Here is a 21,764-nt window from a genome sequence, read left to right on the forward strand (position 1 = left end):
CTGGCGGCCTGGGAGGATCTAGTCGATGCCGAGCTCTCGGTTGGGACACCACGGCCAGTCCTCGCTTTATGTCCGTCGCATCGAGGATGTAGCGCAGCCCTCGACTCCAGTTTCTCCAGCCATGGCGGATTGAGACCCTCCATGATCGGCACGCTCGGTTCCGTTTACGTGATCGTCCTCAACGATGAGGGAGTGGGCGGGCGTCGGTGGCCACATTATTGAGGCGCTCGCAGTCCTCGCACCCCGAGGGCTGGATCACCGTTGAGGTTGATCGCGAGACGGCGGAATACATCTACGCCCTCGTACGGCTGCGTTGCCAGATCTTCTTGTAGCGGGCGCTCGGGCCGCGGCACGTCCCGAAATGATCTTCCTGAGACTCGGTCCACACGGGGCGGGCGCGAACCCGTCATGTCCCCTAAGGTCATGCCACCGTGCTCGCCGTCAGATGACAGTGCCGCTGGCGCCAACGACGGTGCCAAGAGCGATGTCTACAGGGTGGGACGGCGGGCAGGCGCTCGGCAGTCTCTTCCTGGCCATCGCTTGCGCGACCATCCCTGCCGCAACCGCGGCATGGGCCAGTCCCGGCGGCACCTGGATAACCGGCTCGGCTCAGCTGGGCATCGCCGTCGATGCCTCTGGGCGGAAGGCACAGGTCGCCGCCGGGGCCTTGCGGGCCATGGGGTCACAACAGAGGCTGTGAGCAGGGGACGCGACGGAGTTTCCGGTCGAAGTAGAGAGCGGGTACGCCGTTGCTCACGCGCACGTTCGACACCTCTCCCAGGAGGATGGTGTGGTCTCCGGCGGGGAACCGGTCACGTGTCTCGCACTCGAAGACCGCCAGGGCCTTGTCGAGCACGGGCAGGCCGTGCGACCCGGCTTCGAAGGGAAAGCCGGCGAACTTGTCGCCCCCGCGCCGGGCGAACCGCTCGGCCACCGCCTCTTGCTGGTTGGTCAGGACGTTCACGGCGAACTCGTCCGTTTCCATGAACGTCGCATGGCACTGTGCGGAGCGGGCGATGCACACCAGGATCTGGGGCGGATCCAGAGAGACCGGGGTGAAGGAGCTGGCGGTGAAGCCCCAGCGGCGTCCGGCGGAGTCTGTCGTTGTCACGACGGTGATTCCGGTGACGTACTTGGCGAGCGCCTGTTTGAGGGTTTGCGTCTCGACGGTCATGATGCCGCGGCCCCGGTTACAGGCGTGTTCCGCAGCCCCATGCGCTCCAGCCGCGGCAGCACCTCGTCGCGCAGGATGGGCAGGTCGTCGAGATAGTTGACCATCGCGACGGCCATGCCGGTCAGGCCGGCGTCGCTGAGCTGCTTGAACGTCTGTGCGACGTCGTCGGGGTCGCCCTTGATGGGGAACGTGCCGCCGCCGCTGATCAAGCGCTCCGTCATGCGGTCGATGACCTCGCGCGGCACGGACTGCTGTCCCTTGCCGAAGATGGTCCGCCGTACCTCTTCTGCGGCCTCCTGGTCGCCCTTCTCGTGGACGATGTAGTGGTAGTACTCCTCGGTCTCCTGGCGGGTCTTGCGGCAGATCACATGACCGGCGCCGTACATGGGCAGGGCGCGGCCGGCGTCTGCGCGGGTGGCGGTGATCTGGTCGGCCAGGCCCTCGAGGGAGAGGATGGCCATGAACAGGCTGTCGGCGTGCCGGGCGGCGAAGCGGCGCCCGGTGGGTGAGGAGCCGGCGCTGATCAGCACGGGCCGGTCACCGCCGTAGGGGGCCGGGCGGGCGAAGACGCCTTCGAGGTGGAAGAACTCGCCGTGGAAGTCGAACGGCTCGGGCTCCTGCCACAGGCGCTTGAGCAGCGTCGTCCACTCCTCGGTGTAGGCGTAGCGCTCGTCGTGGTCGCGCATGGGGGTGCCAAACATCTGAAAGTCCGGCTCCGCCGACCCTGAGACGATGTTCAGCCCGAACCGTCCCTTGCCGATGTGGTCGCAGGTCACGGCCTGCCTGGCGGCGAAGAGCGGATGGAGGAACGGGGTGTGCACGGTGGCGAAGACGGTGATGCGCTCGGTCTGGGCGAGCATCCCGGCCGCCCAGCTCAGGGCCTCCAGCATGTGGCCATCGGTCTGGGCTTGTCCTTTCAGCCTGGACCATTGGGCCAGGGGCAGGAGGAAGTCCATGCCGGCTTCGTCGGCCATCTTCCCGACGGCGACGTTGTTGTCCCATGTCGCCTGCCAGCGTTGCTCGGCGGTCGTCCTGGTCAATCCGCCCCACATGTTGGGGGCGAAGACGCCGAGCTGGAAGGTGTTGTCGCTGATGTTACGCATGTGCGTCTCCTGTGGTGATGACGGTGCTGTGGCCGGGTTGTACGGCCAGAGCGAAGGACTCGGCGAGTTCGCGTGCGGCCCGGCGCCGGTAGGAGGCGTCCGGGCTTGCCTTCGCGGCTGACAGGGAGAGGACTTCGGCGGCGATCGGGCCGGTGAACAGCGTCAGCAGAAGCCGGCGGCGCATAGGTCGGATCGCGCCGTGCTGGAGGTGGTGCTCCAGCCATCCTTGGACCAGCCCGGTGACTCTGGCGGCGTAGGCGTCGCGCACGTGGCCGGCCAGGGTGCTGCGTGGCCGGGCCAATACCTCGGCCAGCATGGCCGCGATCGCGGGTGTGTCCAGTACGGCGTCCAGGATGGCGAGGTAGATCGCCCGGGCGCCGTCGACGAGGTCGGGCGGCGGGTCGGCCAGGACGGTGGCGATCCCGTCCATGGGGCTGTAGTGCTTGAAGACGGCGATCAGGAGCGCGTCCCTGCCGCCGATCTGGGCGTGTATCGCCTGCACGCTGCACTGGGCGGCGGCTGCTACCTCCTCGAGCGTCGTGTCGCCGACGCCGTTCGTGGCGATCAGCTGCGCGGCGGCGGTGATGGCACGCTCCGCGACACGCTGCCGGGGTGCGGCTTGGGCGCCGAGCGCGGCCAGGGCTGTGTCGAGTTGTCTGCGGCTGCCGATCTGGCGTAGCAGGGTCGAGCGGGACACCCCGTGCAGGGCGGCGATCTCTTCCAGGCTCATCGCCGCCAGGGGGCCCGCGCCCGTCTCTTCGGCCAGGTCGAGCAGCCGCCGTGCGATCTCCTTCACGGATGTCATGGAATGACACTAGATGTTGATTAAACCTCGTTTCAAGTATCAGGACCATTTTTGTCTAACGCTTGTAGGCCAACATCTGTTGGCCTACTGTTGTTTGCACAATGGTGCCATGTGGAAGGGACAAGGACATGAGCGGATCCAGCGCGGGCGGGTCGGGGTACGACGCTGACGTACTCGTCGTGGGAGCGGGGCCGGTCGGGCTCATGGCGGCGCACGAGCTGGTGCGCCACGGGGTCTCCGTGCACGTGGTGGAGAAGGAGGGCGAGCGGTCCCCGCTGTCGAAGGCACTGGTGATCCATGCCCGCACCCTGGAGATGCTGGACTTCGCCGGGCTTGCCGACGAGTTCGTCGGCCGGGGCTATCCCGCGCCGGGCATCGCGGTGGGGCTGCGCCGTTCCGGCAAGCCGCTCCCGGTGAACCTCCAGGGCCTGGACACCCGATACCCCTTCATGCTCGTCCTGCCGCAGCGGCAGACGGAACAGATCCTGCTCGAGCACCTGGAAGGCCGGGGCGTGCGGATCGAGGAAGGAACGGAACTCGTCGCGGTCGAGCAGAGTGAGGACGAGGTGCTGGCCACGGTGGCGGCCGGCGAGCAGAGGAGAACCATCAGAGCCCGGTACCTGCTGGGCTGCGACGGCTCGCACAGCGCTGTGCGGCGGCTGGCCGGGCTCGGCTTCGACGGCGAGCAGCTCGAGAGCCTGGTGCTGATCGGCGATGTGAAGGCGGACACCGAGTTCGTGCGCTCGCGCATCACCAACTACACCTCGCCACGCGGTTTCGTCTCGGTGCTGCCGTTCCTCGGCGAGTACGTGCGGGTCTTCGCCATCGACTTCGCCCGGCAGGACTTCCGCCGCGACGACGCGCTGAGCCTGGAGGAACTGCAGGACACCGTCGACGCCATCGCCCCACGGCCCATCAGGCTCAAGGACCCGCGGTGGCTCACCCGGTACGTCGCCCACAGCCGGCAGGTGGCCACGACCCGCGTGGGGCGCATCTTCCTGGCCGGCGACTCGGCCCACGCCCACAGCCCGGCGGCGGGCCAGGGCATGAACACCGGGCTGCAGGATGCCGTCAACCTGAGCTGGAAGCTGGCCATGGTGCTGCACGGTCAGGCTCCGCAGGCGCTCCTGGACACCTACGACGAGGAGCGGCGGCCGATCCACGAGAGCGTCAGGCACGGCACGGACCTGATGTTCCGTGCGTTCGCGCTGCGCAATCCCCTGCTCCAGTTGCTCCGCAACGCCGCCGCTCGCTGCCTGATCCCGCGCTCACCGGTGCAGCGCCGGCTGTCGGCGACCATCTCCGGCATCGCCTTCGGCTATCGGCACACCCGGCCCGACGACGCTGGGAAACGCGCCAGGGGTGTCCTGCGGGTGGGTGATCGCGTGCCCGACGCCGATCTCTGGGCTCCGGGTCGGGCCTCGCTGCGGCTGCACGAGCTGCTGCGGGCCACCGGTTACACGCTGCTGGTCGTGGCCTCCGCCGACCGTCTGGGCGCCGACCGGGAACGGATCCGGGCCTTCCTCCGGACGGCACGGGAGACCTACGGCGAGGCTGTCCGTTCCTATGTCGTCCTCGACGAAGGGGTGGTGGATCCGGTGGAGCTCGGCGCCCCGGTGCTCATCGACGTCAAGGGACGGCTCGCCCGCGGGTTCGGCGTGAGCCATGGCAGCGTTGTGCTGGTGCGGCCCGACGGGCACCTGGCGGCCATCGAGCATGGGGGCATCGAGCCCGCGAGGATGACGGGGGCCCTGGCGTTCTGGCTGAGGCCGCGCTCGGACGAAGTTCTGGCGGGCCGGGGTTAGCGAACGGCGCCGGCGAGATCGCCGGTGAGGTAGTACTGCAGCACGGGCGCGACGTCGTCCGCCAGGGTGGCGACGTCCAGGCGGGCCAGAGGCGGGAAGCGCAGGACGTACCGGCCCAGCGCCAGGCCGAGCAGATGGGCGCTCACCAGCGCCGCGCGCCTGGCCAGGGCCGGGGTGCCGGCTCCGATGAGCCGCTCGAAGGCTGCTGAGATCTGTGTCGCGAACACGGCGCGCACGTGTTCGGCCGCCAGGTCACTGGTGCTGGCCGAGCGGAGCAGGAGCATCACCGCATCATCCGACAGCTCGCCTTCCCAGCGGGCCAGGAAGTGGCGCGCGAGGGCCTCACCCAGCCGGTCTGCGGAGACCGGCGGGAGCTGGTCCAAGCGCAGATCTACGTCTATCGCGGCGCTGAACAGGCCGGCTTTGCTGCCGTAGTAGCGCATCACCATCGAGGGGTCGACACCGACCTCCGCGGCGACGGCCCGGATCGTCATCGCGTCGTATCCCCGCTCTGTCAGGAGCTTCCTAGCCGCCGTGAGGATGGCGTTGCGGGTCGCCTCGGAGCGTTTCGTGAAGGCCATGACAACAAGTGTAGGCCAACAATGGTTGTAAATCCTCATGTGGGGACATAAAGGAATCGGGTACGGAGGTGGCGCGACACGGGCCCGCTGACGAGCCGTGCCACGACGGTCTGCCCAGGCATGTCGGAAGACCTGCCGTCCGATCTCGGCGTCCACGCGGCAGACAGCGCAAGGCCCGGCGTCCGGAGCCGTCGGCTCCGGGCCGGGCCGGGAGCCCGACGGCGGCACGGGCCGGACTCCGCCTCATCCTGCGGGCTCAGCCGGCCGGCGCCGCCACGGGGCTACGGGTTCAGGCGGACCGGTTGCACGACGGCGTCGGCCGCCCTGCTCACCATGACCTCGCCCCGATGGACGGCGGTCTCCTCGACACCGAACCTTGAGGCCAGATTCTGCTGCACCTGTGCCACGGTGCTCTCGGAACGGACCGCGGTCTCCTCGTCACCGAAGATCGTGATCGTCATGGCCGTCCCCCTGCCCGTGTCGACGGCGGTGTAGAGGAGGGAACCGACCTGATCGGGGATGCGATCGGCGAACTCGCCGTCGACCTGCTTGATCATCTCATCTATCGAGCCGGTCTTGGTGCTGTAGTGGCGGACGATGGCATACATGAGATCCTCCTGTGTCGGGTGATAATGGAAGGGATCATGAGTCGGGGTGAAGCCCCAGTCGGGCCAGCTCCCCGCGGGAGGTGATACCGAGCTTGGGATAGGCCTTGTAGAGGTGGTATCCGACGGTCCTGGGGCTCAGGAACAGCAACGCGGCGATCTCGCGGTTGGTCATTCCGGTGGCGGCCATGCGCACGATCTGCAGTTCCTGCGGAGTGAGCCGATCGAGCACGGCGGAGCCGTCGGCGGGGTGGGCCTGGCGTTCGCCGGTGGCCCGCAGCTCCGATTGCGTGCGTTCGGCCCACGGGCGGGCTCCGAGCTGCTGGAAGATCTCCATGGCCGACTTCAGGTGCAGGCGGGCGTCGGCACGGCGCCGGGCCCGGCGCAGCCACTCCCCGTACAGCAGCTCGGTGCGGGCCCTTTCGAACGGGCGGCCGCCCTGGTGGTGCAGGCGCACGGCGGCGACGAAGTTCTGCTCGGCCTCCTTGCCTGAAGCCAGCAGCGCCCGGCAGCGCAGGCTCACGGCCTTGGCCCAGGACTGGCCCGTGTGCTCTGCCCATGCGTGCAGCCAGGCCGCCACCGTGTGCGCGAAGTCCGGCCGCTCCGCCCGGACCGCCGCCTCCACCAGGTCGGAGGCCCGGTGCAAGGTCAGCATGAGTCGTCCCCCGGGCAGGGCCGCGCTGTGTTCCTCCGCCCGGCGTACTGCGGCCTCGTAGCGGCCCAGGGCGAGATCGAGAATGGTCAGGGCGGCGAACCCCATACCTCTGGCCCCTGCGTCGGAGGAATGGCGGACCTGCTCGACGAGGGACAGGCACCGCTCCTCGTCCCCCTCCATAGCCGCCAGATAGGCCAGCACCCCGGTGAGCAGGGCGGCGGCCTCGTGATGGTGCAGGGTGTCGCGAACGATGCGAAGTCCTTCTTCGGCGCTTGCCGCGGCGTCGCGGTGGAAGCCGCGGTAGACCTGGGTGCGGGCGACCAGAGCGAGGGCGAGCGGCAGTACGCCGACCGCTCCCTGTGCGCGGCAGTCGCGCTCGATGGCCACCGCATGGTCGTAGGCGGCGTCGTCGTCGCCGGTGACCAGGTCCCAGATCGCCAGCCGCGCCCGCTCCTGCAGATCGGCCGTGCGACCGGATGCGTGCAGGCCGTCGATAAGGTCGCGTAGCCAGGTCAGCGCGCGGGCGGGCTCCTCCGACGACAGGCGTGCAAGCCCCGAGGCCGCCCGTAGCAAGGGGCCGGCGTGCCCCGTGGGGGAGGGCAGCAACGCCGCCGCGCGCCGCGCGGTGTGGGCGGCGGCGGCGAACTCAGTGGCGGCCCAGGCTGACGTGATCGCCTCGAAGAACAGCACGGCCGCGCCTTCCTGATCGCTCACCGCCAAGGTCTCGGCGGCCTCTGCCAGCAGGGCGTGCGCGGCTTTCGGATCACCCTGGGCGTTGGCGACGGTGGCGCGCACCCGTGCCGCCTGGGCCAGCGCCGCCGGGGTGGTGAGTCCGACGACCGCCAGGTCCACCAGGTGGTGCGCCTCGGCGTGATGGCCGGCGTCGGCGGCAGCCCGCGCCGCCGACAGCATCCGGTGCGCGCGGTCGGCCGGGGCGGGACTGAGCTGAGCGGCGCGCTCGTAGGCGGCCGCCACCGCGGCGTACCCGCCGCGCATGCGGGCCTGCTCGGCGCTGAGCACCAGCGCGGCGGCGGCGTGCTCGTCCGGCCCCGTCGCCGCTGAGGCCAGATGCCAGGCGCGCCGGTCGAGGTCATCGGCCCTGCCCTCCAGCGCGCCGGCCAGCGCGCGGTGCGCGGCCAGCCGGTCGGCCAGCGGAGCCTGCTGGTAGGCGGCGCTGCGCGCCAGCGGATGGCGGAAGACCAGCCTGCCGTCGTCGATGTGGAGCAGCCGCGCGGCCTCGGCCGGTGCGGTGTCGGCCACGGACGCGCCCAGCCGCCGCGCCGCCTCCAGCACCACCTCCAGCCTGCCGGTGTCGTCGGCCGCGGCCACCAGCATCAGCGTGCGAGTCTTGTCGGGCAGCGCGGACAGCCGATCCCGGAACGCGTCCAGAACCCGGCCGGACGGCGCCATCGGGCCGGTGCCGGCACCGGGCGGCGGCTGCTCTCCGCTGCGTTGCTGCGGGCTGAAGGTGGCGGGCAGCTCCACCAGCGCCAGCGGATTGCCCTGCGCCTCCAGCAGCACCCGGTCGCGTACTTGCGGGGCCAGGTCGATGGCCTGCTCCGTCAGCAGCTTCGCGGCCGCGGCATCGTCCAGCCTGCCCAGTCTCATCTCCTGCAGACCGGAGGCCGGGAACGGGCAGGGGTGGTCACGAGAGGCGAAGATCAAGGCCACGCCTTCGGCGCCGAGACGGCGAGCCGCGAACAACAGCGCCTCGGCGGAGGCATGGTCGAGCCAGTGTGCGTCATCGACCAGGCACACCAGCGGTCGCTGCTCGGCCAGACCTTCCAGCAACGTGAGCACCGCCACGCCGATGAGGAAACGGTCGGCGACCACGTCGGCAGACAGGCCCAGCGCGCCCCGCAGCGCCCGGGCCTGCGGTGCGGGCAGCTGCGCCAGCCGATCCAGGGCCGCATGCAGCAGCAGGTGAAGACCAGCGAACGGCAGCTCCATCTCCTGCTGGACGCCGCAGCCCCGAAGTACCCGCATGCCCCGGGCGGCCGCCGCGGCCGCGGCATGATCGAGCAGTGCGGACTTGCCGATCCCGGTTTCGCCCCGCACCACTAGCGCGGTGCTGCGGGAGGCCTGGGCACGGTCGAGAATCCGGTCGATCGCCGCCAGCTCCGTGGCACGTCCGTGCAGCACGGGACCGTTCACCTCCTGGCGTCTGCCGACCAGGCGAAAGGGGACGCGTGGGGGGACGATGACGTTCACGTCTGTCACCGCCGAGGGTGGCAGGGAGGTCAGGCGCCGCACCGATGTGTCCTGGTCATGGCTGACGGCAAGGGTGTAGTCGCCGGGCGGGTACGCCTGGTCCCAGGTCAGGGCCCGGATGTGGCGCGCGCCCGACAAGTTCAGGGCGACGCCGGAACGGAATGGGCGCTGTTGTGGCAGCGGCATGTGAGCCACCTCTCTTCTGCCCAGTAATTCCCCATGCGAGGACTTGTAAGTCTCTATATGAGGATATAGCTTGTGGCGTCAAGGAGGAAGATGAGCAGAAGGGGCCGTCGTCCGGGGCCGTCGACCACGAGGGGTGAGATTGTGGCGGCTGCGGCGGTGTCGTTTAGTCGTGTGGGGTTTGAGGCGACGAGTGTGCGGGGGGTGGCGGCGGATGCGGGGGTGGATCCGGCGTTGGTGCGTCGGTTTTTTGGGGGGAAGGAGCAGTTGTTCGGTGCGGTGATGGTGTCGGTGTTTCGGCCGGAGGAGGCGGTGGCGGGGTTGTTGCGGGGGCCGCGGGGGCGGTTGGGGGAGCGGTTGGCGGGTTATGTGCTGGATGTGGTGGGTGAGGTGGAGGCGCCGGGGCCGTTGCTGGGGTTGATCCGGTCGGCGGCGACGAGTGAGCGGGCGGCGGCGCTGGCACGGGAGTTCCTGGCCAAGGAGATGCTCGCCAAGCTGACCCGCTCGCTCGGGGTGGACCATCCCGAGCTCCGCGCCGGCCTGGCGATGAGCCAGCTCGTCGGGTTCGCCGTGGCCAGGTACGTGGTGCGGGTGGAGGTGCTGGTGTCGGCGCGGCGCGAGGAGCTCGTCGCCTGGCTGGCTCCGACGCTGCAGCGCTACCTGACCGGCCGCGTCCCGTGACAGTGCCCTCGATACGTCTGCGCGTGCAGATCGGGTCGGCTGGGCGAGCGCTCAGCGGTACAGGCGGTAGGTGGCCAGGATGTTGAGCCGGTGCAGGTCGCGGCACAGGGCGCGCAGGCGTTCGCGCGCCTGCGCGGCCGGGATGGGATAGGCCGTCAAGGCTGCGGCCAGCCGCGGGTCCAGTTCCTCGGCCCACGGATCGGTGCAGGCGGCGTAGGTCTCCTCAAGCGTTCGGCCGACAGCCACGCTGGCGGCGATCTCCTCGTGCAGCCGTTCCAGATAGGCCACCAGGCCGTCGATCGCGGCGCGCCCTTCCCCCATCGGGCCATGGCCGGGAACGATGGTTTCCAGGTTGGGGAGGGTCTCGCGCATCCTGCGCAGCGAGTCGACATACGGCTGGGGGCCGCCCTGGAGCAGCATCGGGGCGACGCCCGTGTGGCACAGGAAGTTGCCCGTCCACGCCGTGCGGGTGTCGGGGACGTAGACCACGGTGTCGCCGGGGCCGTTGCCGGGGCCGAAATGGTGCAGTTGGACCACCCGGCCGCCCAGGTCGATCTCGGCGTAGGTGGTGAAGGTGAGGTCAGGGGCGCGCCAGACAGTGATCTCGTCGAGCAGTGCGGCATGGTCGTGCATGTTGCCGGATCTGGTCTGCTTCTCGTAGGCCAGGTCGGTCATGTTGTCCTTGTTGACCTGCGAAGAGACGATCACCACGTCGTCGGGGAAGGTGGCGTTCCCGAAGGTGTGGTCGCCGTGATAGGTGGTGTTGACCAGGTAACGCACGGGGACGGCGACGAGGCCGGCGGCGGCCTGCTGGATCTTCCGTGAGATGTCCGGGGTGATCCCGGCGTCCACCACCAGGGCCGCCCGGCTCCCCGCGATCAGCCCGTTGTTGTCCTTGGGCGGGATGTTCGCCAGCAGCGCGTACATGTCCTGGGCGAACTTGTGCGGCATCAGCTCCAGCCCTGCCGGCGACAGGTTGGGGCCCCGGTAGCCCGCTGGCAGCTCGCTGATCTCCCGCTCCGGAATCTCGGTCGACATCATGACTCCTCTCGTCGGATGAGAAAATAATCGTTCGTTCGATTATTTTCAAGGGGTGGTTAGATGAGCGGTATGAGCACCACCGTCAGTCGTCGCCGGCCCGGCCGTCCCCCGAAGAGCGAGGCCCCGGACACCAAGACCGCTCTCCTGGACGCCGCCATGCGCCTGTTCGCCGAGCGTGGCTACGCGGGCACCTCGATCAGGGCCATCGCACGGGAGGTAGGGCTCAGCGAGAGCGTGCTGTACGCCCACTTCTCCAGCAAGCGGGCCATCTACGAGGCGGCGTTGTCCCTGGCGGGCCCTCAGGCCGCCCAGACCGCCTCGGGGCTCGCCCCCGACGATCCGGCGGCCTTCGTCCGCTCCTTCGCCGACGCCTTGCTGTCCGCCTGGGACACGCCCCAGTCGCGACAGGTCACCAGCTTGGTCTCCCGCGACGGGCTGTTGCACGACCCGGTGCTCCACGCCGACATTGAGGACGCTCTGACGCATCTGACCGCCGTCTTCACCCGCTGGCTGGCGGACGGCCGCATCCGCGGCGACCTCGGCGAGCCCGGCGACCTCGCGTACACCCTGCTGGCCCCCATCGCCCACGCCCGCATGCTCTGGCTCCACGCCCACGCCACACCCGCTCAGCTGGAGGCGGCCCGCCACCGCATCGCCGCCCACGCCGCCTTCTTCGCCCGGGCGATCCTCCCACTCTCCTGATCCTTCGCCGGCTCGGCCGGTGGCGTCACCGGGGCTGGCACCATCCCTGTCCGGTCGTTTCCCCGATTGGCCTGCGGCTCACTGGTGCACGTCCCCGTCGCGCGCTCCCGGAGACCGGGAACGACGGGGAAGGGGAGGGAAACAACAGCGGAAACGGTGCCAGCCGCACGTGGCCGGTCAGAGGCGTTGTGCGCTCATCATCCGCGCTGATGAGCGCACGATGAGCCGCTGCGGACGTCGGAACGCGAACGGCTGCCGAAGGCCTGCGTGCCGGTATCCAGGCGAACACATGGCTGTGGTTCCTCCTATCGGAGCGAGTATGCCGATGCGGCGGTCACCATCAGCGAGTCCGACGGCTTTTTGGCTGTGACCCCTTGCCGACTCCACGGCCGGCCGCCGGCGCTTGGAGGAGGCGTTCGGCGCGGTCGGGGCTCAACGCGGGTGGGTGTGCCCGGCCCCTCGGGAGCCTGCGATCTCGGCGTTTAGAGCAGTGCCTGTCGGATCGGGAGGTTGCCCACTGTAGGCGCGGAGCAGCGCAGGTCGTGGCCTGCCGCTCGGCCACCGGGCGGAGTTGGACGGCGGGTGACCGGCAGGACATCGACATCCGGGTGCAGGGGAGTCGCTTCGGCAGGGCGCGGTCCAAGAGTTGCGGGCCTCCGGTTCCAAGGCGGTCACGATCGAGTACGGCCAGCTGGGGATCATCTGGTGTTCGTTCTTGCCCCGGCCATATCGGTGGCAGAGCGAGCGGGTGGCGAAGCGGCGGCATCGGGGCACAGCCAGGGGGAGACGTCGGCCGCCAGCGCGGGCCGCTCATCGGCGGCCCGCAGCAGCGGCAACGTGGCCCGTGTTTTGCGCACTCGTGCGATACGCAGGCTGCCGTCGTTGAGCCGTCAGAACACCGTGTCCGCTGGTGATCAGTGCCAGTCTGATCAGTATGGACCGGTCCGCCCGCACACAGGGCTCGCGTCGGTCAGTTGGAGCCACTTCTTCGGCGAACCCCGTCAGGCACATGTACCGGCATGGAGGCCACGGTGATGTCCACGGCCGTGCCACCGCCTCTTGCCGCGCGCATGCGCAGTCACGAGGCGGTCGCTGGCGACGGCGCGATCGCGGGTAGGCGGGGTGCCGGAGAGGACGCGAGTCATGGCAGTGACGTACGCAAGCGTGGCCCGAAGCCCCCTTGGCGGCAGGGGTGTTCCGCGCTACTGCCCCCGCAGAAGCTCGATGACTGGCGCCATCGCCTCCAGCCCCGGTTCCAGGACAGTGATGTAGCTGAACCCCAGCCGCTCGCGGTTCTTGCGCAGCTTGTCGGCGATCTCCTGCACCGTGCCGACGAGGAGGCCGGGCACCTCCGCCCGCTCCTCCAGGCTCAGGTGGGGGGCGAACTGCTCGACCTTCTCCAGGCCTGACCGGCGGTCGTTGGTGACGATGACCGCGACGACCGCGCTGTTGAACTCGACCTCGCCGATCCGCTCCCCGAGCGCCGACCGGGCGAAGTCCACCCGTTCGGCGACGGCGTCGAAGGCCGCGAAGGTCGGCAGGCCGCCCTTGTCGTGCTGGCTGGAGGCCGCTCCGTTGAAGCCGATGATGTCGGCCTCGCGTGCGGCCAGGGTGAGGAGCCGGTCACCGCGTCCCGCGATCATCATCGGGGGAGAGGGGCGCTGAGCGGGCTGCGGCTGCATGTCCGGGTGGGTGAAGAGAACGCGTAGCTCCGACACCATCCGGCCCAGGCCCTCGACACGGTCACGGCCGGAGCCGTAGGGCAGGCCTGCCAGTTCGAATTCCGGCTTGGCGTGCCCCGCTCCGATGCCGACCTCAAGCCTGCCGCCGATGAGCAGGTCGGTGGTGGCGATCTCGCGGGCGAGCAGCGCGGGCCGGTAGAAGTTCGCGTTGAGCATGTACGTGCCGAGCCGCACCCGCTCCGTCACCTCGGCGGCCAGCATGATCGTGGGGAACGGTCCCGGCATGCCGAGATGGTCCGGTACCGAGATCGTGTCATATCCCAGAGCTTCGGCCTTCCTGCACTTGTCCAGCCATTGATCGCGGGTACCTGGTACGTGCAGGGCTGCTCCGAAGCGGAACGGTCACTCATGCGGCAGGGGCATGCGTCTCATCCTCTCACCATTAAGTCCTATTCAGAGGACTTTTAAGTCCTCTCATGAGGATATTCATGTGAGGGAAAGAAGCAACCCCGGTCTTGTCATCTGGCCACGATCGATGAGGCTTCGTGGCTTGTTATCAGCCGGTATGCGCGAGGCCCGGCGTCGCGCCGCTCGCCAGACCGCGCGGCCATCGCCGATGGGGCGCGCGTCGGGAGAGGCGCCGCCCGGTCGTGTGCCGGCCGTGCCTCAGATGGGCAACGTCACCTTCTCCCGCAACGCCTCCACGACGGGCGCATACATGCGGGCCTTGATCGTCCCCAGCGTCGGGCCCGCCTTCGCCGTCTGGTCGCGGGCCATGTCGATCGCGGCCGCGCGGATGGTGGTCGCGTCCGCGCTGGCGTCGACGATCTCCGCGGCCACGGCGTCGTACCCGCCGTAACGGCGAGCGGTGACCATGGCCTCATGTGCGACCTGCGCGGTCAGTCTGGCGCGGACCAGAGCGGACATGCCGGGAGTGAAGGGAAGGTCGATCTGAGCCTCGGGCAGGCACCAGTAGCCCCGGTCACGGCGCATCACCCGAAAATCGTGCGCCAGCGAGAACATCGCGCCGGCCGCGAACGCGTGCCCCTGCAAGGCCGCCACGGTGACCATGGGGAAGGTGAGCATCCGCGCGAGCAACCGCTGGACGTCCGAGACGTACTCCTCAGCCTGCCCGGTGTTGGCGAGAACCCAGTCCAGGTCGAGCCCGTTGGAGAAGAACTTGCCTTGCGCGACCGTCACCAGGGATCTTGGCCCGTCACCCTTCTCCACCTCATCCAGCAAGGCGTTGACTGAGGCGATCCAGTCGGGATGCAGACGATTCTCGGTGTCCCCGATATCGAGGATGAAGACATCGTCCTGTCGGTCGAGCACGGGCATGGCCGTTCCTCCACAAAGCCGCGTTGATGGCGTAATGGTGGGCTTCGAAGGGCTGGCACGGCATCTGTCGTGTGACTGGTCCAGCCGCACGGGCGGCACCCAGGGACGCAGGCGCCGCGTCATCGCGCGGCCGACACTTACCGAAGGGGACTCTAGCCCGCTGGTGGGCAGGATTCACGTCCGGGTCCCCTTACGGCGGCAGGGGAGCCGGCTCTCCTGGAGCGCCGATCGCCGGCCAGGGGAGGGGCCGCCCAGTTGGATGGCAGATCCGGCACCGCACCATGACCGTCGCCGGCCCCGTCGAGGGTGATGCGGGCGCGGGAACCCGTCTTGCCCACCCGTTCCCCGCCGTGTCCCGAGCGCGTCACGTGGCCGGCGTCAACGCCCATGCGCCGGACGACGCAGAGCCGGGCGGCCGCGCCAAGCGGTTGCCGGCGCACGGGGCACTGAAGGTCGGGGCGGATCTGTCCAGGTGCCGCTCACCGGTTGTCGGCCGGCCGTAGCGTAGGAGCGCCCGTGGCGTGGGGGGTTCGGCCGATGCCAGAGACCGTGCGGGCGACTCGGCGCCGGACAGCGGGCAGCAGCTCCAGCACGGACAGCACGCCCAGACGCAGCAGATGCACGGGGAGCGTGCCGGCGGTGAGGGCCTGGTGAACGCGGTGAGTGACCTGCACGACCTCTTGCGCGGCGGCGTGCCTGCGGCTGCGGTAGCCCGCCAGTGCCGCTCCGGCAGGGGCACCCCGGTGGATGGCCGCGAGAGTGGCGGCCAGGTCATAGGCGTCCTGGATTCCGGTGTTCAGGCCCTGACCTCCGGTGGGACTGTGGGTGTGGGCGGCGTCCCCGACGAGCGCCGCGCCGCCGTGGCCGAAACTGCTGGCCACGCCGTGCTGGGCACGAAATGCTGCCGACCAGGTCAGTTCCTTGATCCTTAGGCCGCCGGGACCGCGCTCGTCCACGTGACGCTGCAGCACCTGCTTGGTCGGGGTGGTGGGCAGCCGCGGAGTCCGCACGGTGATGATGAGACGCCATGGCCCATCGGCCGTCGGGCCGAAGAACAGCAGGCCGTGCCGGCTGGGGAAGACGTGCGTGACCGTGGGATCCAGCGGGCCGTCGAGATCCACGTCGCCGAGCAGGAACGCGGTGTCGTAGGTGCCGGTGGGCAAGGTGATGCCCAGCTCGCGGCGTACGGTGCTGCCGAGCCCGTCCGCGCCGACCAGATACGGTGCCCGGACGGCGAATCCGTCCCCGGTCACCTCGTAGCCTCCGGCGACCTCCGCGACGCCGGTCACTCTGTGCTCGTGCAGCGGCTGCGCGCCCAGCTGGGCCAGCCTCCGGTGCAGGACGCTCTCCGTGGTGCGCTGCGGCACGAAGAGGATGAACGGGAAGGGCGAGGCGACGCTGTCCCAGGGGATGGTGGTCAGTGTTCTGCGTCGGCCGTAGATCCGGAACGTGGGCATCTTGAGCCCCGCATCCACCAGTTCGTCGGCCACCCCGAGGTGCCGCAGCACCTCCGTCCCCCCGGCGTGCATGACCAGCGCCCGTGACTCGGTCACGGGGCCAGTGCCGGCGTCCAGCAGGACGAACGGCACATCGGCCAGCGCAAGCCCGATCGCGGCCGCCAGACCGGACGGGCCCGCCCCCACGATGCACACCTGGCTCTCATAGGTCTTCATCACACCTCATTCCCTTCCGGAGCAGGCAACCGTAGATCGGTGGGATCGGGCGCCGCATCGGTACCGTGACCGGTCCGGTCGCAGGCCCGGCCTGCGCCTTCCGCTTCGTGACGGGGCCGAGGGGCCGCCTTGCCGTGAAGGAGGGCCAAGTGGTGCACGAAATCCGACCGGAACTGGTCCATCGGCCAGATCCTGCGACGGCGTAGGTTCGCCGTATGGTCACGCTGCCCCCACAGTCGAACACCGTCCTGACCTCACTTCTGCATCGGGTGCTGACGGTGGCCACGCCCGAGATGGAGATCATGACGGCCCTCGTCGAGCTGCCGCCGGGCGACCCCGGCACGCCACCGCACCGGCACTCGGGTCCGGTGTTCGGCTACATGCTGGAAGGCGAGATGGTGTTCGAGCTGGAAGGCGAGCCGGAGCGGATCATCCGCGCCGGCGAGGCGTTCTGGGAACCGGGCGGCGACGTCATCCACTACCAGGCGGGCAACCACCTCACCGATGCGTGCAGCCGTTTCGTGGTGGTCATGTTCGGCGTGCCGGGCGAGCCGATGCTCACCCTCGTCGACGACGCCGAACTGGCGCGGCGCCGGGCCCGCCGGGCACCGAGGCCGAGCTGAACGACAGGAGGAGGTGACTATGCGGATCTTCGTGGCCGGCGCCACAGGACTGATCGGGCGGAGGCTGGCAGGGCTGCTGGTCGCCGAGGGACACCATGTGGTCGGCCTGACCCGCAGCCCTGAACGCGCCGCCTGGCTCCGCGCGCTCGGTGCGGTACCGGCAGTGGCTGACGCCCATGATCGGGCGGCGGTGATGAAGGAGGTGGCGAACGCGGCGCCGGACGTGGTGGTGCACCAGCTCACCGACCTGAGCGCGGGTGACCCCCGCGCCAACGCCGCGCTCCGCAAGGCAGGCACGCGCAACCTCGTCGATGCCGCGATGGCCGCTCATGTGCCCAGGATGGTGGCGCAGAGCATCGCGTGGGCCTACGAGCCGGGCGCCGCTCCCGCCTGCGAACAGACGCCACTGGACCTGCACGCTCCTGAACCCCGTCACACGACGGTGAGCGGGGTCACGGCGCTGGAAGCGGCCGTGGCGGAGATGCCGGAGTGGGTGGTGCTGCGCTACGGGCTGCTGTACGGGCCCGGAACCTGGTACGCCCGGTATGGGCTCTACGCCAGAGAGGCCCACGCCGGCCAGCTCGGTGCCGACGACAACGTCACCAGCTTCCTCCACGTGGAGGACGCCGCCGAGGCGGCGGCGCAGGCGCTGTCATGGCCGAGCGGCACGGTCAACGTCTGTGATGACGAGCCGGCACCGGCCCGCGAGTGGGTGCCCGCCTTCTGCCGGTCCGTCGGAGCGCCGCCGCCGGCCGAGGCTCCGCCCGGACCCCGGAACGGATGGGCGCGCGGCGCCGACAACCGCCATGCGCGAGCTGACCTGCGCTGGCAGCCACGCCATCCGTCGTGGCGCGAAGGATTCGCTCACCTGTGACCACGGCGAAGCAGTGAACACCGGTCACCGCCCGTGCCGCACGAGCAAGGCGGCCAGCGCCTGCAGTGAGCGCGGCCAGTCATGGGACGGGGGAGTGGCATATCCCAGGACAAGGGCCGCAGGGCCGCGACTGCCCTGATGCCAGTACCGGTCGGTGTGCAGGCCGTGCAGCCGCACACCGGTGCGCCCGGCTTCGCAGACCAGATGCCGTTCCTGCCGCTCGGTGTCGACGGGCAGCAACGTATGCAGCCCCGCGGCGGCTCCCGCCGGGTGCGCCCAGCCGATCGCGGCCAGTCGTCGGGTGAGCTCGCTTCGACGGCGGCGGTAGGCGAGCCGCCGGTCCCTGACGTGCCTGTCGTAGCCGCCGCCGTGCATCAGGTCCGCTAGAGCCAGCTGGTCCACCACCGGCGCCTGGACGCCGGTCTCCTCCAGAGCCGCCAGTACCGGCCGTCGCAGGACGCGGGGGACGACCAGCCACGCGAGCCGCACTCCCGGCGCCAACGCCTTGCTGGTAGTGCCCGCGTAGACCACCCGGTCGGGTGCGAGGGTCTGCATCGCGCCCACGGCCCGCCCGTCATACCGGAATTCGCCGTCGTAGTCGTCCTCGATGACGAAGGCATGGTTGCGGCGAGCCCAGTCGATGAAGGCCGTCCGCCGCTCCTGCGCCAGCACGACCCCCAGCGGATACTGGTGGGCGGGTGTCAGCAGCACGGCGCCAGCTTGCGACGTGAGCTCCGCCGGATCGGCGCCGCTGGCGTCCACCGTCAGCGGCGCCACCTCCAGGCCGGCGAGCCGGAGAAGCTCGCGATGGCGGTGAAAACCGGGGTTCTCGGTCGCGACCTCCCGGATCCCGAGGTGGGTGAACACCCGGGCCAGCAGCGCCAGTCCCGCGGCGAAGCCGGGCACGACCACGACATCGTCGGCGGCGGCCCGTACCCCGCGGGTGCGGCGGACGTAGTCGGCGATGACGGCCCGCAGCTCCGACGCGCCGCCGGGTTCGGGGTAGTCCAGCAAGCGCGCCTCCAGCGTCGAGACCGCTTCGCGGACGCTGGAGGCCCAGGCCGCGCGCGGGAACGAGCTGACGTCGGGCCGGCCGGGTCGTAGATCGACCGTGCCTGTGCCCTCCGGGCGGAAGCGGCGATGCCGGTCGGTTTCCGTCTCGGCTCGCTGGGATGAGATGCGGGCCACGCGGGTGCCCGACCCGTGCACTGCCGTCAGCCATCCCTCGGTGACCAGACGGTTGTACACCTGCACGACGGTGCCCCTGGCGATGCCGAGGTCGGTGGCGAGGCTACGGCTCCCCGGTAGCCGAGTTCCCGCCGCCAGCCGGCCGGATCGCACGGCCTCGCGCAGCGCTGATTCCAGCGCCCGTCCCACGCCGCCCGTGCCGGGGAGGTCGGCAGGCAGGTCGAGGTGCAGGTCGAGACCAGCGGCGGAGGCGTGCGGTGCCCGGCCTGTCATGGGAGCCTGCCCAGCGCGTCGTCGGCCCGCACGGCATCGGCCAGGCATCGACCACCGAGCGCCACCATGGGGCCTTCCGGGCGGACGTGGATGATCGACCCCTTCCCGTGGATCACCGTCAGCGGCCGGCCGAGCGTGTGCGCCAGCAGCATGGACGCCGACCCGCATGCCTCGTCCTCGGGCTTGCCCTCACTGGGCGCGAACTGCCGCGCGCGCACCGTCCCCGCCTGACGGTCCAGCCATGCCCAGACCTGCACGGGCTCGTCGGCGGGCGGTCCGGGCAGGGCCTCGACGTGCCGGGGTGAGTCCAGCCGGCGATGGCGCGTGGCCGGGCACCAGATCGCGGGGGCACGCAGCCACATGCGGGCGTCTTCACTCCACAGCGTGACCGTTCCCGCTGCCACGGTGAGACGGTCGAACGCATACCCCTGCTCGTGCAGCACCGCCGCCGCCCCCAGGAGCGGATGACCGGCGAAAGGCCTTTCGAGCAGACGGTTGTGCACGTGGGCAGCGCCATCGCCGACGTCGACGAACACCGTCGCCGGGGCTGGCGCGCCGCGGGCGATCTCCTGCCGCAGGGCTGCGGGCGGCAAGCGCGTGCAGAGCAGAACCAGGACGGCGTTGCCGTGGCCGCCGGTCCGGGACACGAAGACCCGTCCCTCGGCCAGGTGACGGAGCCAGGGAATCGATGGGGACATGTTCTGCACCTCCGCGCTGCGCGAGCCGGGCGCCACGGCTGCTTTCGGCACCTTTCCTGGGTCGTGACGGGCCCGCCTGCGGACCGATGGGTCAGTCAGCCGTGCGGCCCCAGCCGGCCGGTGGGCCTGTCAGGACCTCGGCGTCCAGAGCCGTCCGCAACGCGCCCACCGTCGGCTCGCTGTTCGCACCATGTACGGCGACGTATGCGTGCTCCAAGGCCGGGTGCCGGAGGATGTGAAGGGCGCTACGGCTGACGGGGTCGCAGTAGATGTACTGTGACCAGGCGGAATCGGCGTCGTCGTGGATGAGTTCGAGACCCCAGTGGGCGTCTTCGGCCCACAGGGCCACGTCGTCGGCGCAGCCGGACCCGGGAACCAGACGGAGCCAGGTGACGCAGCCGGGCATGGCGTGCTCCATGGTCGGGGAGCGCACCGTGATCCGGTCCCTCCCGTCAAGCGTGGGCTGGTCGGCCCCAAGGACCCGTGCCGGCTTGTGCGGATCCGCCTCGAGCCGGATGACCGGAAGGTGGCGGAGCTCCTCGGCGACCGTGTCGGCGTACAGAGCGGCAGCTCGCACCTCGGCGTCGTCATGATTGCGGCACGCGCGCAGCAGATCACGGGTCTGGCGCTCGGCCGGGCCGCCGCCCAGCGCCATGGCCATCGCCACCAGCGTCCAGGGGCTGCGGGGAAGCGTCTGGTACAGCATGTCACGCAGGATCTGCTCCGTACAGACCGCAAAGCGTGCCGCGATGGCCTCGCGGAAGGCGGCGACCCGTTCCGCGCGGTCCGCGCGGAACAGCAGCGCCTTGATGGCGAGTTCCGGGATCGCGGCCTCGACCAGGAGGTCGTCGCCCGCGGCGTAGACCGTGGCGGCTACTTCGGAGCCGAAGCCGCCCCTTCCGAGGCAGGCGAAACCGCCGAGCCGGTCGAGCAGTCCGATGTCGATGCGAGCCTCGGGAGGCACGACCAGCGCGCACGCCGCCCACCGACCGCCTGTCATCGTCGTCATCACCTCGTTCGAAGTCGCTTGGGACGTTGTTCGGGCCCGGCGGACCGGTCATGGGCCGGCCGGGCGGGCGTCGCTCGTCACCATGGCCAGCAGTGCGTCGATCTTCGGGCGCAGGTCGCCCGGCTCGCCGGGGCGCGGGTTGAGCAGATGCGCCAGGAATAGCGCGTCGGAGTAGGCGATGAGCCCGTCCGCCCACGAATCGGCGCCGGGCACGCCCGCGCCGCGCAGCAGTTCGGCGACGGTCGTGCGCACGTGGGAGTCGATGTCCAGCAGGGTCTTGCGGATCTCGGGCCGCCGGGTCGCCTCCAGCGACAGCTCATATCTGGCCAGCCGGCGCTCGCGGTCGGCGCTCGTCCACTGGTCGACGAGCCACGCCACCGCGTCGGCTGCTTCCTGCGGGGAGGCGTCCTCCCGCAGGCGCAGGGCGGCCAGGTCCGCGCTGATGCGCTCGCCGAGTCGCTCGGCCGCTGCTTGAAGCAGCGCAGCGCGAGTCCTGAAGCAGTTCGAGGTGGATCCTGACGGCAGGCCGGCCGCACGGTCCACGGCGCGGTGCGTCAGGCCCCGTGTGCCCTCGGTGGCCAGGGTCGCGAGGGCCACGTCGGCGAGGTTCCGTTTCCTGTCGTGTTCCAGGTCGCTCGGGCTGGGGCTGGGCGGCCAGGTCATGCGGTGCGGGGTAGGACAGCGGGTGGCCCAGCGGCTGCTGCAGTGGCTGACACGGTGGCTGACACGGTGGCTGACACGGTGGCTGACACGGTGGCTGCCGTGAATCCGTCGTCGGGCTCTCGCCTCGTCCGAAGATGTCGCGTCATGTGGTCGGCTTCCTGTACGGCTCAGCTGGCGGGCCGGCATCGGTGAGGCAC

18 protein-coding genes and 2 pseudogenes are annotated in these 21,764 nt (G+C 70.3%); 6 read left to right on the forward strand and 14 right to left on the reverse strand.

From position 1 onward, the window contains the following. Positions 1 to 682 precede the first annotated feature (682 nt). Genes AB0I79_RS59095 through AB0I79_RS59105 form a run of 3 tightly spaced genes read right to left on the reverse strand, consistent with a single transcriptional unit; the run spans position 683 to position 3,082 of the window. Positions 683 to 1,174: a flavin reductase family protein gene (locus AB0I79_RS59095; protein WP_357894136.1), complete on the reverse strand. Its 492-nt coding sequence runs from the start codon at positions 1,172 to 1,174 to the stop codon at positions 683 to 685. Beyond that, positions 1,171 to 2,277 (reverse strand): LLM class flavin-dependent oxidoreductase, encoded by a 1,107-nt coding sequence (locus AB0I79_RS59100; protein WP_357894139.1) that lies wholly within the window; start codon positions 2,275 to 2,277, stop codon positions 1,171 to 1,173. Before AB0I79_RS59100 ends, AB0I79_RS59095 begins: the two co-directional genes overlap by 4 nt. Next, entirely contained in the window at positions 2,270 to 3,082 is an 813-nt protein-coding gene (locus tag AB0I79_RS59105) for a TetR family transcriptional regulator (RefSeq protein WP_357894142.1), read from the reverse strand. Before AB0I79_RS59105 ends, AB0I79_RS59100 begins: the two co-directional genes overlap by 8 nt. Before the next feature lie 128 nt (positions 3,083 to 3,210). On the opposite strand from AB0I79_RS59105, the gene AB0I79_RS59110 reads away from it, so the two are divergent. Further along, the gene (locus tag AB0I79_RS59110) at positions 3,211 to 4,887 is read left to right on the forward strand and encodes an FAD-dependent oxidoreductase (RefSeq protein WP_357894145.1); all 1,677 of its coding nucleotides are present in this window, start codon (positions 3,211 to 3,213) and stop codon (positions 4,885 to 4,887) included. Here AB0I79_RS59110 and AB0I79_RS59115 read toward each other — a convergent pair. The 3 genes from AB0I79_RS59115 to AB0I79_RS59125 form a co-directional block, all read right to left on the reverse strand. Further along, on the reverse strand, positions 4,884 to 5,468 hold the full coding sequence (locus AB0I79_RS59115; protein ID WP_357894148.1) for a TetR family transcriptional regulator: 585 nt from the start codon (positions 5,466 to 5,468) through the stop codon (positions 4,884 to 4,886). The two genes, AB0I79_RS59110 and AB0I79_RS59115, sit on opposite strands and share 4 nt — an antisense overlap. 281 nt (positions 5,469 to 5,749) lie before the next feature. Then, positions 5,750 to 6,076, reverse strand: a complete 327-nt coding sequence (locus AB0I79_RS59120; protein WP_357894151.1) for a hypothetical protein — start codon at positions 6,074 to 6,076, stop codon at positions 5,750 to 5,752. A 34-nt stretch (positions 6,077 to 6,110) separates the two neighbouring features. Beyond that, complete coding sequence (locus AB0I79_RS59125; protein WP_357894154.1) at positions 6,111 to 9,125, reverse strand: AAA family ATPase; 3,015 nt, start codon at positions 9,123 to 9,125, stop codon at positions 6,111 to 6,113. Between the two features lie 90 nt (positions 9,126 to 9,215). Here AB0I79_RS59125 and AB0I79_RS59130 point away from each other — a divergent pair. Together AB0I79_RS59130 and AB0I79_RS59135 are read left to right on the forward strand one after the other, a co-directional pair. After that, a pseudogene (locus tag AB0I79_RS59130) lies at positions 9,216 to 9,392 on the forward strand (helix-turn-helix domain-containing protein); the annotation flags it as partial. Between the two features lie 12 nt (positions 9,393 to 9,404). Next, positions 9,405 to 9,803, forward strand: coding sequence for a TetR/AcrR family transcriptional regulator (locus AB0I79_RS59135; protein ID WP_357894228.1), 399 nt, complete (start codon positions 9,405 to 9,407; stop codon positions 9,801 to 9,803). Positions 9,804 to 9,854: 51 nt separating this feature from the next. Here AB0I79_RS59135 and AB0I79_RS59140 read toward each other — a convergent pair whose 3' ends face one another. Continuing rightward, positions 9,855 to 10,841, reverse strand: a complete 987-nt coding sequence (locus AB0I79_RS59140; protein WP_357894157.1) for an MBL fold metallo-hydrolase — start codon at positions 10,839 to 10,841, stop codon at positions 9,855 to 9,857. Positions 10,842 to 10,904: 63 nt separating this feature from the next. Here AB0I79_RS59140 and AB0I79_RS59145 point away from each other — a divergent pair, with 63 nt between their 5' ends. Then, positions 10,905 to 11,546, forward strand: a complete 642-nt coding sequence (locus AB0I79_RS59145; protein WP_357894160.1) for a helix-turn-helix domain-containing protein — start codon at positions 10,905 to 10,907, stop codon at positions 11,544 to 11,546. Positions 11,547 to 12,748: 1,202 nt separating this feature from the next. On the opposite strand, the pseudogene AB0I79_RS59150 reads toward AB0I79_RS59145, so the two are convergent. The 3 genes and pseudogenes from AB0I79_RS59150 to AB0I79_RS59160 form a co-directional block, all read right to left on the reverse strand. Then, positions 12,749 to 13,615 (reverse strand): annotated as a pseudogene (locus AB0I79_RS59150) (TIGR03621 family F420-dependent LLM class oxidoreductase); the annotation flags it as partial. 279 nt (positions 13,616 to 13,894) lie between these two features. Then, positions 13,895 to 14,566 carry an enoyl-CoA hydratase-related protein gene (locus AB0I79_RS59155; RefSeq protein WP_357894163.1) on the reverse strand — a complete coding sequence of 224 codons (672 nt, stop codon included), beginning with the start codon at positions 14,564 to 14,566 and terminating at the stop codon, positions 13,895 to 13,897. Between the two features lie 479 nt (positions 14,567 to 15,045). Beyond that, the gene (locus tag AB0I79_RS59160; RefSeq protein ID WP_357894166.1) at positions 15,046 to 16,239 is read right to left on the reverse strand and encodes an FAD-dependent monooxygenase; all 1,194 of its coding nucleotides are present in this window, start codon (positions 16,237 to 16,239) and stop codon (positions 15,046 to 15,048) included. 215 nt (positions 16,240 to 16,454) lie between these two features. On the opposite strand from AB0I79_RS59160, the gene AB0I79_RS59165 reads away from it, so the two are divergent. Continuing rightward, positions 16,455 to 16,862, forward strand: a complete 408-nt coding sequence (locus AB0I79_RS59165) for a cupin domain-containing protein (RefSeq protein ID WP_357894169.1) — start codon at positions 16,455 to 16,457, stop codon at positions 16,860 to 16,862. Positions 16,863 to 16,881: 19 nt separating this feature from the next. Then, on the forward strand, positions 16,882 to 17,736 hold the full coding sequence (locus AB0I79_RS59170) for an NAD(P)-dependent oxidoreductase (protein WP_357894172.1): 855 nt from the start codon (positions 16,882 to 16,884) through the stop codon (positions 17,734 to 17,736). 24 nt (positions 17,737 to 17,760) lie between these two features. Here the strand turns inward: AB0I79_RS59170 and AB0I79_RS59175 are convergent, their stop codons facing one another. From AB0I79_RS59175 to AB0I79_RS59190, 4 genes are all read right to left on the reverse strand, one after another. After that, on the reverse strand, positions 17,761 to 19,197 hold the full coding sequence (locus AB0I79_RS59175; RefSeq protein WP_357894175.1) for a PLP-dependent aminotransferase family protein: 1,437 nt from the start codon (positions 19,195 to 19,197) through the stop codon (positions 17,761 to 17,763). After that, positions 19,194 to 19,895 (reverse strand): PhzF family phenazine biosynthesis protein, encoded by a 702-nt coding sequence (locus AB0I79_RS59180; protein WP_357894178.1) that lies wholly within the window; start codon positions 19,893 to 19,895, stop codon positions 19,194 to 19,196. The genes AB0I79_RS59175 and AB0I79_RS59180 overlap by 4 nt, the downstream gene beginning before the upstream one ends. Before the next feature lie 91 nt (positions 19,896 to 19,986). Then, positions 19,987 to 20,895, reverse strand: a complete 909-nt coding sequence (locus AB0I79_RS59185) for a hypothetical protein (RefSeq protein ID WP_357894181.1) — start codon at positions 20,893 to 20,895, stop codon at positions 19,987 to 19,989. A gap of 57 nt (positions 20,896 to 20,952) precedes the next feature. Further along, on the reverse strand, positions 20,953 to 21,567 hold the full coding sequence (locus tag AB0I79_RS59190; RefSeq protein ID WP_357894184.1) for a TetR family transcriptional regulator: 615 nt from the start codon (positions 21,565 to 21,567) through the stop codon (positions 20,953 to 20,955). Between the last annotated feature and the right edge of the window lie 197 nt (positions 21,568 to 21,764).

This window comes from Nonomuraea sp. NPDC050202, from assembly GCF_040656115.1.
Lineage (GTDB): Bacteria > Actinomycetota > Actinomycetes > Streptosporangiales > Streptosporangiaceae > Nonomuraea.

Bases quoted from the DNA above. Each gene is read 5' to 3' on its own strand.
- AB0I79_RS59095 (WP_357894136.1), bottom strand. From the start codon at position 1,174: ATGACCGTCGAGACGCAAACCCTCAAACAGGCGCTCGCCAAGTACGTC.
- AB0I79_RS59100 (WP_357894139.1), bottom strand. From the start codon at position 2,277: ATGCGTAACATCAGCGACAACACCTTCCAGCTCGGCGTCTTCGCCCCC.
- AB0I79_RS59105 (WP_357894142.1), bottom strand. From the start codon at position 3,082: ATGACATCCGTGAAGGAGATCGCACGGCGGCTGCTCGACCTGGCCGAA.
- AB0I79_RS59110 (WP_357894145.1), top strand. From the start codon at position 3,211: ATGAGCGGATCCAGCGCGGGCGGGTCGGGGTACGACGCTGACGTACTC.
- AB0I79_RS59115 (WP_357894148.1), bottom strand. From the start codon at position 5,468: ATGGCCTTCACGAAACGCTCCGAGGCGACCCGCAACGCCATCCTCACG.
- AB0I79_RS59120 (WP_357894151.1), bottom strand. From the start codon at position 6,076: ATGTATGCCATCGTCCGCCACTACAGCACCAAGACCGGCTCGATAGAT.
- AB0I79_RS59125 (WP_357894154.1), bottom strand. From the start codon at position 9,125: ATGCCGCTGCCACAACAGCGCCCATTCCGTTCCGGCGTCGCCCTGAAC.
- AB0I79_RS59135 (WP_357894228.1), top strand. From the start codon at position 9,405: ATGGTGTCGGTGTTTCGGCCGGAGGAGGCGGTGGCGGGGTTGTTGCGG.
- AB0I79_RS59140 (WP_357894157.1), bottom strand. From the start codon at position 10,841: ATGTCGACCGAGATTCCGGAGCGGGAGATCAGCGAGCTGCCAGCGGGC.
- AB0I79_RS59145 (WP_357894160.1), top strand. From the start codon at position 10,905: ATGAGCGGTATGAGCACCACCGTCAGTCGTCGCCGGCCCGGCCGTCCC.
- AB0I79_RS59155 (WP_357894163.1), bottom strand. From the start codon at position 14,566: ATGCCCGTGCTCGACCGACAGGACGATGTCTTCATCCTCGATATCGGG.
- AB0I79_RS59160 (WP_357894166.1), bottom strand. From the start codon at position 16,239: ATGAAGACCTATGAGAGCCAGGTGTGCATCGTGGGGGCGGGCCCGTCC.
- AB0I79_RS59165 (WP_357894169.1), top strand. From the start codon at position 16,455: ATGGTCACGCTGCCCCCACAGTCGAACACCGTCCTGACCTCACTTCTG.
- AB0I79_RS59170 (WP_357894172.1), top strand. From the start codon at position 16,882: ATGCGGATCTTCGTGGCCGGCGCCACAGGACTGATCGGGCGGAGGCTG.
- AB0I79_RS59175 (WP_357894175.1), bottom strand. From the start codon at position 19,197: ATGACAGGCCGGGCACCGCACGCCTCCGCCGCTGGTCTCGACCTGCAC.
- AB0I79_RS59180 (WP_357894178.1), bottom strand. From the start codon at position 19,895: ATGTCCCCATCGATTCCCTGGCTCCGTCACCTGGCCGAGGGACGGGTC.
- AB0I79_RS59185 (WP_357894181.1), bottom strand. From the start codon at position 20,895: ATGACAGGCGGTCGGTGGGCGGCGTGCGCGCTGGTCGTGCCTCCCGAG.
- AB0I79_RS59190 (WP_357894184.1), bottom strand. From the start codon at position 21,567: ATGACCTGGCCGCCCAGCCCCAGCCCGAGCGACCTGGAACACGACAGG.